The sequence below is a fragment of the Serratia sp. Ae19-1 genome, from assembly GCF_059801225.1.
In genome coordinates this window covers 325,616-339,335 of sequence record NZ_JBCHWD010000006.1, presented here as the reverse complement: position 1 = coordinate 339,335, position 13,720 = coordinate 325,616, and the positions used below count along the sequence as shown (strand labels likewise).

At 61.7% G+C, this 13,720-nt stretch carries 16 protein-coding genes; 9 read left to right on the top strand and 7 right to left on the bottom strand.

Annotated elements, in window-relative coordinates; translation table 11 throughout:
• Positions 1-57: 57 nt before the first annotated feature.
• Positions 58-2,151 carry a prolyl oligopeptidase family serine peptidase gene (locus AAIE04_RS18980; protein ID WP_498577523.1) on the bottom strand — a complete coding sequence of 698 codons (2,094 nt, stop codon included), beginning with the start codon at positions 2,149-2,151 and terminating at the stop codon, positions 58-60.
• A 194-nt stretch (positions 2,152-2,345) separates the two neighbouring features.
• Positions 2,346-2,909, bottom strand: coding sequence for a helix-turn-helix domain-containing protein (locus AAIE04_RS18975; protein ID WP_498577522.1), 564 nt, complete (start codon positions 2,907-2,909; stop codon positions 2,346-2,348).
• A gap of 115 nt (positions 2,910-3,024) precedes the next feature.
• Between AAIE04_RS18975 and AAIE04_RS18970 the strand changes: the two genes are divergently transcribed.
• The 3 genes from AAIE04_RS18970 to AAIE04_RS18960 are packed head-to-tail and all read left to right on the top strand — an operon-like array spanning position 3,025 to position 5,492.
• Positions 3,025-4,212 (top strand): benzoate/H(+) symporter BenE family transporter, encoded by a 1,188-nt coding sequence (locus AAIE04_RS18970; RefSeq protein ID WP_498577521.1) that lies wholly within the window; start codon positions 3,025-3,027, stop codon positions 4,210-4,212.
• A gap of 53 nt (positions 4,213-4,265) precedes the next feature.
• Entirely contained in the window at positions 4,266-4,964 is a 699-nt protein-coding gene (locus AAIE04_RS18965) for an O-methyltransferase (RefSeq protein WP_498577520.1), read from the top strand.
• Positions 4,965-4,988: 24 nt separating this feature from the next.
• Positions 4,989-5,492: a cupin domain-containing protein gene (locus AAIE04_RS18960; RefSeq protein WP_063919376.1), complete on the top strand. Its 504-nt coding sequence runs from the start codon at positions 4,989-4,991 to the stop codon at positions 5,490-5,492.
• On the opposite strand, the gene AAIE04_RS18955 is transcribed toward AAIE04_RS18960, so the two are convergent.
• Complete coding sequence (locus AAIE04_RS18955; protein WP_019455959.1) at positions 5,457-6,311, bottom strand: aminoglycoside phosphotransferase family protein; 855 nt, start codon at positions 6,309-6,311, stop codon at positions 5,457-5,459. The genes AAIE04_RS18960 and AAIE04_RS18955 overlap by 36 nt on opposite strands.
• A gap of 182 nt (positions 6,312-6,493) precedes the next feature.
• On the opposite strand from AAIE04_RS18955, the gene AAIE04_RS18950 reads away from it, so the two are divergent.
• Positions 6,494-6,874 carry a RidA family protein gene (locus AAIE04_RS18950; protein WP_019455960.1) on the top strand — a complete coding sequence of 127 codons (381 nt, stop codon included), beginning with the start codon at positions 6,494-6,496 and terminating at the stop codon, positions 6,872-6,874.
• A 7-nt stretch (positions 6,875-6,881) separates the two neighbouring features.
• Here the strand turns inward: AAIE04_RS18950 and AAIE04_RS18945 are convergent, their stop codons facing one another.
• Positions 6,882-7,262, bottom strand: coding sequence for a nuclear transport factor 2 family protein (locus tag AAIE04_RS18945; protein WP_019455961.1), 381 nt, complete (start codon positions 7,260-7,262; stop codon positions 6,882-6,884).
• A gap of 275 nt (positions 7,263-7,537) precedes the next feature.
• Between AAIE04_RS18945 and AAIE04_RS18940 the strand changes: the two genes are divergently transcribed.
• Positions 7,538-7,807: a hypothetical protein gene (locus AAIE04_RS18940; protein ID WP_019455962.1), complete on the top strand. Its 270-nt coding sequence runs from the start codon at positions 7,538-7,540 to the stop codon at positions 7,805-7,807.
• On the opposite strand, the gene AAIE04_RS18935 is transcribed toward AAIE04_RS18940, so the two are convergent.
• Positions 7,804-8,196, bottom strand: a complete 393-nt coding sequence (locus tag AAIE04_RS18935; protein ID WP_063919374.1) for a nuclear transport factor 2 family protein — start codon at positions 8,194-8,196, stop codon at positions 7,804-7,806. The genes AAIE04_RS18940 and AAIE04_RS18935 overlap by 4 nt on opposite strands.
• Before the next feature lie 201 nt (positions 8,197-8,397).
• Here AAIE04_RS18935 and AAIE04_RS18930 point away from each other — a divergent pair, with 201 nt between their 5' ends.
• The 4 genes from AAIE04_RS18930 (at position 8,398) to gstA (ending at position 11,386) form a co-directional block, all read left to right on the top strand.
• The gene (locus AAIE04_RS18930; protein WP_498577519.1) at positions 8,398-9,093 is read left to right on the top strand and encodes an HD domain-containing protein; all 696 of its coding nucleotides are present in this window, start codon (positions 8,398-8,400) and stop codon (positions 9,091-9,093) included.
• A gap of 85 nt (positions 9,094-9,178) precedes the next feature.
• A complete protein-coding gene (locus tag AAIE04_RS18925) occupies positions 9,179-9,442 on the top strand; it encodes a YjbD family protein (RefSeq protein WP_019455965.1) in 264 nt (87 codons plus the stop codon).
• A gap of 361 nt (positions 9,443-9,803) precedes the next feature.
• Positions 9,804-10,688, top strand: coding sequence for a 4-hydroxy-tetrahydrodipicolinate synthase (dapA, locus tag AAIE04_RS18920; protein ID WP_498577518.1), 885 nt, complete (start codon positions 9,804-9,806; stop codon positions 10,686-10,688).
• Positions 10,689-10,780: 92 nt separating this feature from the next.
• On the top strand, positions 10,781-11,386 hold the full coding sequence (gstA, locus tag AAIE04_RS18915; RefSeq protein ID WP_019455967.1) for a glutathione transferase GstA: 606 nt from the start codon (positions 10,781-10,783) through the stop codon (positions 11,384-11,386).
• A gap of 39 nt (positions 11,387-11,425) precedes the next feature.
• On the opposite strand, the gene pdxY is transcribed toward gstA, so the two are convergent.
• Together pdxY and tyrS are read right to left on the bottom strand one after the other, a co-directional pair.
• On the bottom strand, positions 11,426-12,286 hold the full coding sequence (gene pdxY, locus AAIE04_RS18910; protein WP_498577517.1) for a pyridoxal kinase PdxY: 861 nt from the start codon (positions 12,284-12,286) through the stop codon (positions 11,426-11,428).
• 84 nt (positions 12,287-12,370) lie between these two features.
• Positions 12,371-13,645 carry a tyrosine--tRNA ligase gene (tyrS, locus tag AAIE04_RS18905; RefSeq protein ID WP_154746138.1) on the bottom strand — a complete coding sequence of 425 codons (1,275 nt, stop codon included), beginning with the start codon at positions 13,643-13,645 and terminating at the stop codon, positions 12,371-12,373.
• Positions 13,646-13,720 lie beyond the last annotated feature (75 nt).

Sequence of the window (13,720 nt, the reverse complement as noted above, 5' to 3'; positions counted from 1 at the left end):
CACCGGGGTTAACGCCCCGGTGTTTTTTTATGCCCGCGAGAAAAGTGCTTACGCTGATTACGCTGACTTGGGCTTGCCGCTTAGATTAGCCCACATGAATTCGCTCACCAGCGCACTGTGGAACGCTGCCTGCTGCTTGTCGGCGGCGGCGCTGTGACCGCCTTCGGTATTCTCGTAGAAGTAAGCCTGTTGATACCCCATCGCCTGCATGCGCGCCGCCATTTTGCGGGCGTGGGCCGGGTTGACCCGATCGTCGCTGGTGGCGGTATAGAACAGCACCGGTGGGTAGGCCGTCTGCGCCTGAATATTGTGGTACGGCGAGAAGGTTTTGAGGTAGGCCCACTGCTCCGCCTTGCTCGGATCGCCGTATTCCGCGATCCACGACGCGCCGGCGGAGAGCTGGGTATAGCGCTGCATGTCCAACAGCGGCACTTCGCAGACGATGCAGCCGAACAGCTGCGGATACAGCGTCAGCATATTGCCCACCAGCAGGCCGCCGTTGCTGCCGCCGCGTGCGCCGAGATGCGGCGCCGAGGTCACCTTGCGTGCGATGAGATCTTCGGCCACGGCGGCGAAATCCTCATAGGCGCGATGGCGATTCTGCTTGAGCGCCGCCTGATGCCACGCCGGACCATACTCGCCGCCGCCGCGGATGTTGGCCACCACGTATACCCCGCCGCGTTCCAGCCAGGCCGGCGCCTTGCCGCCGAGATAGCCCGGCAACAGCGGCACCTCAAACCCGCCGTAGCCATACAGCAGCGTCGGCGTGCTGCCGTCCAGCTTGAGATCTTTGGCGGCGATCTGGAAATACGGCACGCGGGTGCCATCTTTGGAGCGCGCGAAATGCTGGCTGACCTGATAGCCGGCGGCGTCAAAGTCCTGCGGCGCCTGTTTCAGCAGCGTCGCCTCACCGCCGTCGAGATTGCCCATGTACAGCGAGGTCGGCTGCAGGAACCCACTGACGGTCAGGAAATAGGCGTTGCTCTCTTCGTCGATACCGCCGGCGGAAATGGTGCTGATGGCGCCGGGGTTGCCCAGCGGGCGACGTTGCCAGCTGCCGCCCTGCGGCGTCAGCACCTCCAGCCGGTTGACCACGTTATCCATGATGCTGAGGATCAGATGATCGCGGGTGCCGCTGTAGCCGCTCAGCGCCTGCTCGGCGGTCGGGGTAAACAGCAGCTGCAGCTCGCGCTTGCCCGCCAGATAGTCATCGAAGTTGGCCGCCAGCAGTGCGCCGGACGGATAGCGTTTGCCCCCCACTTCCCAATCGCTGCTCGGTTTGATCAGCAGCCATTCCCGATGCGTATCCAGCTCGGCGTCGGCCGGGATATCGATTTTTTTCTGCCGGCCGTCCTGAGCCAGCAAGAAATAGTCGCGGCGATAGAAGTCCAGGCTGCGGCCGACGAAATCGCGTTCAAAGCCCGGCGTGCGGTCGTGATAGGCGAAGACCGCCATGTCCTCGGGCTGCGCTTCGTACAGCGTTTCGGCCGCGCTCAGCGGCGTGCCGCGCCGCCAGCGTTTGGCGATGCGCGCGTAGCCGGACTGGGTCATCGAGCCGGGGCCGAAGTCGGTGGCGATGAACAGCGTGTCCCGATCGACCCAGGAGACCCGGCTTTTCGCCACCGGCACGTTGAAGCCGTCTTTGACGAAGCGTTTGGCCACCAGATCGAATTCGCGGATTTCGGTGGCGTCACCGCCGTCCGGCGACAGCTGCATCAGGCAATAGCGGTATTCCGGCGCCAACGGCTGCGAGCCCTGATAGACCCAATCCTTGCCCTCGGCTTTGCCCAACGCATCGATATCCAGCACCGTCTCCCAGGCCGGTTTGGCCTTGCGATACTCGTCCAGCGTGGTGCGCCGCAGCAGGCCACGCGGGTTGGCTTTATCCTGCCAGAAGTTGTAATAGAACTCGCCGCGTTTGCTCACCCACGGGATCTGGGTGTCTTTATTGAGGATATCCAGGACCTCGCGCTCAATGCGCTGAAAGTCTTCGCCTTGGGCGAAGCGCGCGGTGGTGCGTTGATTTTCCTGCTGCACCCAGTGCAGCGCTTTTTTACCCTGCAGCTCTTCCAGCCACAGGAATTCATCGCCGGCGGCCGCGCCGCCCTCCGCCGCCATCGCCAGGCGGATACTGTTGGGTAATGAAGTCATCGCGAATACGGCTCCTGCGGTTTGCGCACTGAGTTTAATGAACTGACGTCGATTGGTGACCAGCAAAATCAAGCTCCTTTTGAGTCGGCTGCAACGCCGCCCCGTCGTGGGCGACAGCCTGTGAAATAAGAGTCATTTTCAACAAGGTAGGCGTTTGGCGGCGCGGAGTCAAAGCCCACGACCGCCGCGTTGAGTCAGGATTGAGGATAGTGGATCAGATCGTGGAAACGCACCGTTTGCGAACCGGCGTTGCGGTAAGCGTGCGGCCGATCGGCCTGAAAGCGCATCGCCTCGCCGGCCGCCAGGCTGTGCCATTCGCCGTCTATCGCCAACTCCAACCGCCCGCTGATCACGATCACATGCTCTATCACCCCCGGCTCATGGGGCGACGATTCGCTGAGCGCGCCCGGCGCCAGATCAATGACGAACATATCGAAACCCAGCTGGCGATCGTAGGGAAACAGCGGCACTACGCGCATATCGGCGTTGTCCTGATCGTACACCGGCAGCTCGCCGTAACGGTGCAGCGTCGCCTGCTGCTGGGCGGGAGACGCCTCAAGAAAGGCGGAGAACGCCACGTTGAAACCGGTGGCGATCTTCCATAGCGTCGCTACCGTCGGGCTGGATTCGCCGCGTTCTATCTGCCCGAGCATCGCTTTGCTGACGCCGGTGTATTCCGCCGCCTGCGTCAGGCTCCAGCCGCGCTGCGCGCGCAACGTGCGAAGGGTGTGCGCCAAATGGCCGGCAAGTTCCTGCATCCTGTTCTCCTCTGCGTATCGCGCCCGATTATACCCGCTTGTGCGCTATAGCACACGGTGCTATGCTGATTTCTTACCGTGCGCTATAACGCACAATCACCGATTGGAGCCACTCATGCGCCCAGCCCTCTCCCTGCGCCATCTGACCCTGCCTGCCGTAATGGCCGGCTTCGTCGCCGTTCTGGTCGGTTACACCAGCTCTGCCGCGATTATTTTCCAGGCCGCCGCCGCCGCGGGCGCGACACCGGCGCAGATCGGCGGTTGGCTGAGCGTGCTGGGGATCGCGATGGGCGTCACTTCGCTGGGGCTCTCGCTTTACTACCGCACCCCGATCCTCACCGCCTGGTCGACGCCCGGCGCGGCGCTGCTGGTCACCAGCCTGCCCGGCACGCCGATCAACGACGCGATCGGCGTGTTTATCTTTGCCTCGGGTCTGATCCTGCTGTGCGGCGTCACCGGACTGTTCGCTCGCCTGATGGATTATATTCCGCAGGCGATTTCTGCCGCGATGTTGGCGGGGATCCTGCTGCGTTTCGGGCTGGACGCCTTCGCTTCGCTGCAGCTCAATTTCCTTCTCAGCGCCGGTATGGGGCTGGCCTATCTGCTCAGCCGCCGTTATCTGCCGCGCTACGCCATCGTGCTGACGCTGGCAGTCGGGCTGGCGATCGCCGCACTGCAGGGCAATATCCATCTGGCGCAGCAGGCGCCGACGTTCGCCATGCCGGAATTTATCGCACCGCACTTCAGCTGGCCGACGCTGCTCGGCATCGGCGTGCCGTTCTTCGTAGTGACCATGGCTTCGCAGAACGCGCCCGGCATCGCTACGCTGCAGGCGGCGGGCTACCGTGTTCCCACCTCGCCGCTGATCGCCTGGACGGCGCTGACCGCGCTGCTGCTGGCGCCGTTCGGCGGCTTCTCGGTGTGCATCGCCGCCATTACCGCCGCCATCTGCATGGGGCCGGACGTACATCCCGATCCGCAGCGGCGTTACATGGGCGCGGTGACCGCCGGCGGCTTCTACCTGCTGGCGGGCCTGTTCGGCGGCGCCATCGGCCTGCTGTTCAGCGCGCTGCCGACCGCGCTGATCCACACCATCGCCGGGCTGGCGCTGCTCGGCACCATCGGCGGCAGCCTGCAGCGCGCGCTGCAGGATGAAAAACAGCGCGATGCGGCGCTGATCGCCTTTCTCATCACCGCCTCCGGCGTCACATTACTGGGCATCGGTTCGGCCTTCTGGGGCATTGTCGGCGGCGCCATCGCCCATCTGCTGCTATCGCTGCCGCGGCGAGGAACAGCAACATAAAATGCCAAACGCACGCGGTGCATTGACAAGCAGCGCGGCGGCACCTTCACTGGATGGGCACACTGCGATTTACGCACGAGGCCCACATGCAAGAAAAGGAACAATGGTCCCAGGTCGATCGCTATATCGTGGACAGCCTGGTAGAACAAGACGATGCCCTGTTGCAGGCGCTGGCGGCCAACGCCGCCGCCGGGCTGCCGGCCCATGACGTGGCGCCGAATCAGGGCAAGTTGCTGCAGCTGTTCGCCCGCATGATTAACGCCAAACGCATTTTGGAAATCGGTACGTTGGGCGGCTACAGCACCATCTGGCTGGCGCGCGCGCTGCCGGCGGATGGCACGTTGGTCACCCTGGAAGCGGATGAAAACCACGCCGCCATCGCCCGCCAGAATATCGCTCGCGCCGGGCTCGCCGGCCAGGTCGAACTGCGCGTCGGCCCCGCTCTCGCTCACCTGCCCGCGCTGCAAGCCTTGGCTCCCTTTGATCTGATCTTCATCGACGCCGACAAACCGAGCAATCCGGATTACCTGCGTTGGGCGCTTAAACTCGCGCGCCCGGGCACGGTGATTATCGGTGACAACGTGGTGCGCGATGGCGCAGTCACCGACGCTGCCAGTACCGACGCCCGTGTACAAGGCGTACGCGAATTCTTCACGATGATGGCTGCGGAACCCCGCCTGAGCGCCACCGCATTGCAAACCGTGGGCAGCAAGGGCTGGGACGGATTCTCTCTGGCTATCGTCAACTTTTAAGTGACAATGTCACCAAGGAAGCTTATGACTGAGAAAGCGGCGCTGTTGGCTCAGCGCCTGATACGCAATGTCGAACGGGTAGATAAGCAGCACGATCGGCGGCCGCCGCTGTATGACAGCGTCGGCGCGCGCCTCGGCACCGGCACCGCCGCCGACAAGCTGGGAGCCTCTTTCGATTGCGTGGCGCCGGGCATGCGTTCCTGCCCATACCATTTTCACTACGCTCAGGAGGAAATGTTCATCATTCTGGAAGGCAGCGGTACGCTGCGGGTGGCCGGAGAAATGCTGCCGATCGTCAGCGGGGATGTCATCTTCATTCCGCCCGGCCCGGAATACCCGCACCAGATCATCAACACCTCCGATGCGCCGCTGAAGTACCTGTCCGTCAGCACGCGCGAGCAGCCGGAGCTGGTGATGTACCCGGACTCCGGCAAATACCAGGCGATGGCGCGCGGCAATGATGGCGAGCAGGTACGCTACCTGCAACGCCCTTCAACCTCGCTCGATTACTGGCAGGATGAACCCTGAATCGCCGTCCGGCAGCGGGAGATCCAATGCGCGCGCCGCCAGCTCGGCCACGCGGAAGTCGATATCCGCCGCCTGGCCGTCTTCCATAAACCAGGCGGCGGACAGCCCCGACCAGGCCAGGACCCATTGCAGCAAGCGCCGGCGCTCCAGCCCGGCCAGGCGGCACACCTGTTCCACGCGCCGCTGGAAAATGGCCGGATCGGTCGCGATGCCGTAGTTGGGATTACAGAAGATATTGGCGTAATCGAAGCCCCGTTCGCCGAACAAGCGCTTGGGATCGATCGCCAGCCAGCCGCGTTCGCCGAAGTCCAGCACGTTGTCATGGTGGATATCGCCGTGCAGCACGCTTTCTTCTCGCGGGCTGCTCAGCAGCTCCGCCGCCGCCGTGGCGCTGAGGCGCAGCATGCCGCCGTGCGCCTGCGCCGCCGGCCACAGCGAGCTGAACCACTCCTGCAGCGGGATCAGCTCGGGCAACGGCGCGGCACGCGGCGCATGCAGGGCGGCGATCGCCCGACACAGGATCCGCGTGGCCTGCTCGTCGTCGCCGTCGCGCACCAACTGTGCCAACGAACCTTCGCCCTGCGCGCGCTCCAGCAGAATGCCGTCGTCGTGCCACGCCAGCACCTGCGCGGCACCTTCCCCGCGCCACCAGCACATCAGTTGACCGCCGAAGCGCTCTTCCTGCTCGCGGGCGATCTTCAGCATGGCCGCCTCGCCGCGGTAACGCACCGGCATCAGCAAGCTGCTGTGGGTTTCGAAGGCTTTGCCGTCCTGCTCCAGTTGCCAGCGTTGCAGGTAGGGAGTAAAAAGCGGGTTCATCGTCTCATGCGTCCTTGTGGCCGAGCTGCGCCGCACTGTCACATTCAGGTGAGAGACGACGTATAAAATAAAGAGAGATGATACTCTCAAATATCATCGGTGCGCGGCGTCTGACCGCCGTTTCATCAGTATCCTAACCAAGTTTGTCGATTTTATTAACCGGTCTTGCGCGGGGTTCGACCATGACATCATTAAAACGCATTAATTATCCGCAATTGCCTACGCCGGGTGGCCCTTACGTGCACGCCGTGCGTCACGGCGATCGCCTGTACGTGTCGGGCTTGACCGCCTTCGCCACCGACGCTCAGGGGTTGAGCGCGTCAGAGCAAACGCAGGAAATCCTCGAACAGCTGGCGACCATCGCCGCCAGCGAAGGCGTGAATCTCAAGGCATTGATTAAAATCAGCGTGTTCCTGACCGACATCGCCGATCTGGCGGGCGTGCGCCCGGTGCTGTTTGACTACTTCGACGGCGCGCTGCCGGCCTGCTCATTGATGGCGGTCAGCGCGTTGTTCTCACCTGCGGTGTGCGTGGAGATAGAGGCGGTGATGGCGTTGCAATAGCGCAGCGTTAGAGCGCGCCTTCGTCCGGTACGCAGGGGCCGATTTTGAACCAGGCTTTGGCGATCCGCCCCTGCTCCACTTCGTAAATGGCGATAACATCCATTTTGCCGCGCCCCTGCGGGAAGTTGCGCGTCACCACTTCCTGATCGACCACCATATTCCCCACCGCCATGCGTTTTATCCGTTCACCATACAGGCTCGGCTCGCGAAAACGCGCCAGGTGCCGTTCGCGGATCGCCGCCTTGCCGCTGGCCAACAGCGTGTCGGGGTGCTCGTAATACTGCGCATCGTCCGCCCAGCAGGCCATAAAGGCCTCGATGTCACGGGCGTTATAAGCGTCGAGCTGGCGTTGAACCACATCCTGCGGGCGTACCGTTTTATCGTTCATCACATCCTCCTGCCGAAGTTAACCGCCGCATGCGTCGAACCCCTCACCATAACCGCTCAATGCGGCAGCTTGATGACACGCGGCAAGTGAATAAAAACACAGAAATAGCGAATAAATAACCTATCATGCCCAATGGACAATTCAAGCGTCTGCGCAGAAATTTTCAGCATCGCGCCAGGAGCGATGAAAACCGCAGGACGGCACGCGTTAATCTTTGCGGCGGCCGGGAGGATTCTGCTAATTTAGCGTGAACAGCCAGATGATAACGAAACGCTATGCAGCAAAAACCGGTGTTGGACGAAGCCAGACAGTTAAAGCGACTCAACGCCGCCACGCGGCGCCAATCCCATATGTATAAATGGATCGCCCTGGTAGCGGCGCTGGATGCGTTGTTGGTGTTTTGGTATGACCGGGATATGCGCAACGTCACCTTCTCGGGAGCGGTCGCGCTGGTGTGCGGTTATCTGTGGATCCGCGATCGCAACAAGGCTCGCGGCTACCGGCGCGAGTTCGATCGCAAATTCGGCAAGCGCAGCGGCGATTAAGGCTGCATCGCTTCCAGCACCTTAGCACTGTCGACGATCTGCACGAACTTCACGATTTTACCGGCGCGCACCGTATAAATATGCGCGAAAGAGGCGCTGAAGGACTTGCCGGTGGACCGGTAGGTGCCGTGGTAAAAACCCTGAGCGATCACATTGTCGCCGGCGTCGTAAAAATGATCGACGTCGGCGCGGTAACCTTGCCATTCGCTGCCTAAACGCTGATGCACGTTCTTGATGATGTTCTCCGGACCGATGTAGGTGCCGGCGTAAGGGAAACCGGCGGCTTCGGTCCACTCGGCATCGGGGGCCAGCGCCGCCAGCAGATTACGGCCGTTTTCTTCGGAGCTGCCTTCATAGGTCGCGCGCACTATTTCAAGAGGGGTTGGCATGTCTCTTCTCCCATGGCTGATGAAGATATTCCGGCCATCTCCGCGGACACAGGCTCTCACCAAGCGGAGACGGCGGAACGTGGCTATTTTAGGTTGCTTGTTTCGCTGCAAAAACCGCAGTTATGACAATAGTCAGTTGCACTTTAGTAAACAATAGCCGCTTCGCCGTCATTTTCCCGGCATCCAACGCGGCTATGCTGATTGACCGATTTCCCCAAACAGGAGCTGAACGTGTCTTTACCCTCGCTGACGCAAGAGCTGTTACAACCGTTTTCCCCCTATCAGGCGTTGGCGCAAGCGCTGCTGCCGCTCACCCTCGAGTCTGACGACGGCTCGCACGATGTGGCGCACCTGCACCGAGTCTGGAAGAACTGCCGCCGGATCAGCAAGCTGGAAGGCGGCGATCGGCGCATTCTCTGTGCGGCGGTGCTGCTGCATGACGCGGTGGCGGTGGAAAAGAATTCGCCGCAGCGTCATCTGGCTTCTCGCATGGCGGCGCAGCAGGCCACGCTGACGCTGACGCGGCTGGAATGGGCGCCGGAGGATATCGCGGCGGTGGCGCACGCCATCGAAGCGCACAGTTTTTCCGCCGGCATCCCCCCGCAAACGCTGGAGGCCAAGATCCTGCAGGACGCCGATCGCCTCGACGCCATAGGTCTTATCGGCGTGGCGCGCTGCTTCTATATCGGCGGCCGCATGCGCAGCGCGCTGTATGACGCCGCCGATCCGCAGGCCGAACATCGTCAATACGACGACAAGCGTTTCTGCCTCGACCACTTCGAAACCAAGCTGTTCAAGCTGCAAGACGGCTTCCAGACCGCCGCCGGGCGGCACATGGCCGAACAGCGCACCCAACACATGCGGCGCTTTGTCGACGAGCTGCTGGAAGAGGTATAGCGCGACGATTTCGTTATGCCCATAACATTTTCGGTCATATAACGCCGCTAAACTGTAAGTCAACTTCACCGAACGGGCGGCACAGATGAAAAAGTTGACGTTGAAAGAGATGACGGAAAGCGAACAGCGGGAAGTGAAAACCGAATTGGACAAGGCACGCAAGAGCCACGGGCGGCCACTGACCAACGCCGAACAGCACAAGGTCAAGGATGAAGCGGTGGCGCGCATCATGGCCGCCAGAGCGAAACTCGCCAAGGCGGAGCGTGCGGAACGCAAGGCCAATCGCTACCGGCCGAGTGGCGATACCTTCAGCTGGTCCGCCACCATCGGTTCCCGCCCACCGCGCTGAGCCAGCCCAACAATCCCCGCCGCCGCGGGGATTGTGGTTTATTAGCCAAACTCATCCCCGCTGCCGAATCATGAATAACAATGTTATCAATCTGTTGTAAATTGACAGCCTGATGAAGAATATTCATTATCACCCCACTTCCCCTTTTCGCGAGACTGCCATGGCCTATCCACGCAACGTTGACATTCCGATGACGCCTGCGTTGCCTGTTGGCGGTTTGGCAGCGGTTAAATCGAAGAAACAGACGCTCATTTGACCGGGGCGAGCTGTCCCGTCAGATGAGCTGACTGGATGGCACGCAACGCCCCGCCTTCAATTTTCTCATCTGGCTTCTCTGTCGGTCACACAGAAGGAATATTTTATGGCCTCATTTTCGGGTATTTGGGTGGCGATGGTTACCCCTTTCAATCACGATGCCGTCGATCTGCCAGCGGTGAAACGCCTGGCGCGGCACCTGCTCGACGCCGGCGTCTCAGGCCTGGTGGTCTGCGGCTCCACCGGTGAAGCCGCCGCGCTGAGCAAAGAAGAACAGCTGGCGGTGCTCGACGCGGTGCTGGAAGTGGCGCCCGCCCATCAGGTGGTGATGGGCCTGTCCGGCAATAACATGGCCGCCACGCTGCAGATGCAGCAGGCCATTCAGCTGCGCGACATCGCCGGCGTGCTGATCCCGGCGCCTTACTACATCCGCCCTTCGCAATGCGGTCTGATCGACTATTTTACCCAGTTGGCCGACGCCTCAACCGTGCCGGTGATCCTGTACAACATTCCGCAGCGCACCGGCATCGCCATGGAGCTGGCCACATTGCGCCGGCTCGCGCGCCATCCGCGCATCACCGCCATCAAGGACTGCGGCGGCAACCCTGACGCCACCATGGCGCTGATCGCCGACGGCGAGATCGATGTGATGACCGGGGAAGACAATCTGATCCTCACCACGCTGTGCCTCGGCGGCACCGGCGCCATCTCCGCCGCCGCCCATGTGCACCCGGAACGTTTCGTCCAGTTGACGCAGCAGGTCGCCGCCGGCGATCTGGCCGCGGCGCGCAGCAACTTCTATGAGCTGCTGCCGATGATCCACCAGATGTTCAGCTTCCCGAATCCGGCGCCGGTCAAGACGGTGCTGGCCCAACAAGGGCTGATCGTCAACGAACTGCGCTCGCCGATGCAGGTGGCGCCGCAGGCGCTACAACAGCAGATCGCCGCGACGCTGGCGCAGCTGCAGCCCGCCGAGGCGATCGCCGGTTAAATTTGTTAGCTAAGCCGCTGTAATTTTGGCGCTATGGGACTACGATGAGAGGTTAAGCATGCCCGTCATTCGTCATCAACAAGGAGCTTCCGATGAAACTGTTCTATAAAGCCGGCGCCTGTTCGCTGTCCCCGCATATCGTGCTGCGTGAGGCAGGGCTGGATTTTACGGCGGAGAAGGTCGACCTGGCGCACAAGAAAACCGAGAGCGGCGCCGATTATCTCGCCATCAACCCCAAGGGACAGGTACCGGCGCTGCTGCTGGATGACGGCAGCCTGCTGACCGAAGGCGTAGCGATCGTGCAATACCTGGCGGACCGCGTGCCGGATCGCAACCTTATTCCGGCGGCAGGCACCCTGTCGCGCTACCACGCGATCGAATGGCTGAACTACATCGCCACCGAGCTGCACAAAGGGTTCAGCCCGCTGTTCAACCCGAAAACGCCCGAGGAATACAAAACCATCGCGCGTGCCAAGCTGGAGCAGCAGTTCAGCTATCTGGATTCGGTGCTGGCGAAGCAGCACTTCCTGTTGGGAAGCCGTTTCAGCGTGGCCGACGCTTACTTGTTCACCGTGTTGCGCTGGGCATTCGCCCTGCAGTTCGATGTGCGCAAGCACGCCCATCTGGCGGCCTGGTTCGATCGCGTCGCCGCGCGCCCGGCAGTGGATGCGGCGCTGAACGCCGAAGGTTTGAAGTAAAGGTTCGGCCCCGGCGGCGATCGCCGGGGCCCGTTCCACTTACAGTTTTACCGCTTTGAACTCGCTGCGCGGCTGCACGATCCGATCCTGCGCCGCCACCACCTGCAGTTCGTACTCGCCCATCTCCTGGGTGGTCAGCATCACCTCATACACCGCGGCGGTCACGTGCTCCAGCGCTTTATCCAGCGCCTCGCCCTTCAGCAGATCCACCAGCAGCAGACCGCTGGTCAAATCGCCGACGCCGACCGGCTGACGCGCCCCGAAGTCCACCAGCGGCCGGCTGATGTGCCAGGCCTCGTCCGCCGTCACCAGCAGCATTTCGAAGCAGTCGGCGTGATAGCCGGCGCGGGCCAGGTGTTTGACCAGCACCAGCCTCGGCCCTTTGGCGATCAGCGCGCGGGCGGCCTGCACCGCATCGTCCACGTTGACGACGGCCATCTGACTGAGCATCTCCAGTTCCAGCAGGTTCGGCGCCATCATGTCGCTGCACGGCAGCGCCTGGCGGCAGTGAAACTCGGCCACGCCCGGCGCCACGATGCAGCCCTTTTCCGGATGCCCCATCACCGGATCGCAAAAATACCAGGCGTTCGGGTTCGCCTGCTTAACCTGACGCACGATCTCCAGAATATGGTCGCCCTGCTCCGGCGAACCGATATAGCCGCTCAACACCGCATCACAGCGCTTCAACTGATCGATATTGGCGATGCCCTGCGCGATCTCGGTCAGGTGGCTGGCCGGCATGACGCAGCCGGTCCACTGACCGTATTGCGTATGGTTGGAGAACTGCACCGTGTTCAGCGGCCAGACGTTGACGCCCATGCGACGCATTGGAAACTCCGCCGCACTGTTGCCGGCGTGACCAAACACCACGTGCGACTGGATAGAAAGAATGTTTTTCATCGACAGAACTCGTTCGGGATACGGCAGCCGGGCGGCTGCCCAAAAATAAAGGGGCCGCCAGGGCCCCTTACCGTCATGATTCGCTTACTGCCAATCCACCAGGCAGTAGTGTTTTTTGCCGCGGCGCAGCAGCGTGTAGCGGCCGAACAGACGGTCCGCGTCGCTGAAGCGGTATTCGGCATCGGATTGTTTCTCGCCGTTGATGGTCACCGCATTGGAGCCGATCATGGTGCGCGCCTGGCCACGTGACGGTACCAGCTCGGCATTCACCAGCGCCTGCTGCAGATCGGCGTCGCTATCCAGTTTGATGGTTGGCATGCCGTCCTGCGCCAACTGGGCGAAGTCCGCTTCGGTCATGTCATGCAACGCGCCGGAGAACAGGCTCTGGGTGATGCGCTTGGCGGCCGCCAAACCTTCCGCACCGTGCACCATGCCGGTCACTTCTTCCGCCAGCACGTACTGGGCGCGCGGCGCCTTGCCGCTGTTCTTGTCTTCTTCTTCCAGCGCGTTGATGTCTTCCAGGCTCATGAAGGTGAAGAACTTCAGGAAACGGTAGACGTCGGCGTCGGCGGTGTTGATCCAGAACTGGTAGAACTTGTACGGGCTGGTTTTTTCCGGTGCCAGCCAGACCGCGCCGCCTTCGGTTTTACCGAACTTGGTGCCGTCCGCTTTGGTGATCAACGGCACGGTCAGGCCGAACACCTGTTTCTGGTGCTGACGACGCGTCAGATCGATACCCGAGGTGATGTTGCCCCACTGGTCGGAACCGCCGATCTGCAGCTCCACCTGGTGGCGGTTATACAGCTCGGAGAAATCGAAGCCCTGCAGCAGGTTGTAGGAGAACTCGGTGAAGGAGATGCCGGAGTCGTCGCGATTCAGGCGCTGCTTGACCGCTTCCTTGTTGATCATCTGGTTGACGGAGAAGTGCTTGCCGATATCGCGCAGGAAGGTCAGCACGTTCATGCCGCCAAACCAGTCGTAGTTATTGGCGGCGATAGCGCTGTTGCTGCCGCAGTCGAAATCGAGGAACGGGGAAACCTGCTTGCGGATCTTCTCGACCCACTCGTTCACCGTATCGGTGGTGTTCAGCTTGCGCTCCGCCGCTTTGAAGCTCGGATCGCCGATGAGGCCAGTGGCGCCGCCCACCAAGGCTACCGGCTTGTGGCCGGCCAGTTGGAAGCGCTTCAGGCACAACAGAGGAACCAGATGGCCCAAATGCAAGCTGTCAGCGGTCGGATCGAAACCGCAATACAGTGCAATTGGCCCTTGCGCCAGTCGCTCCGCTAACGCTTCCTCATCCGTAACCTGGGCAACGAGGCCCCGCTCTTGCAGTTGTTTAATCAAGTTGCTGCTTGCCATCAATGACTCCATGTATAAACGAATGCACCTTTGCCGGTACACGGCCTTTCGCCCAGTGGCGAAATAAAAATTCAG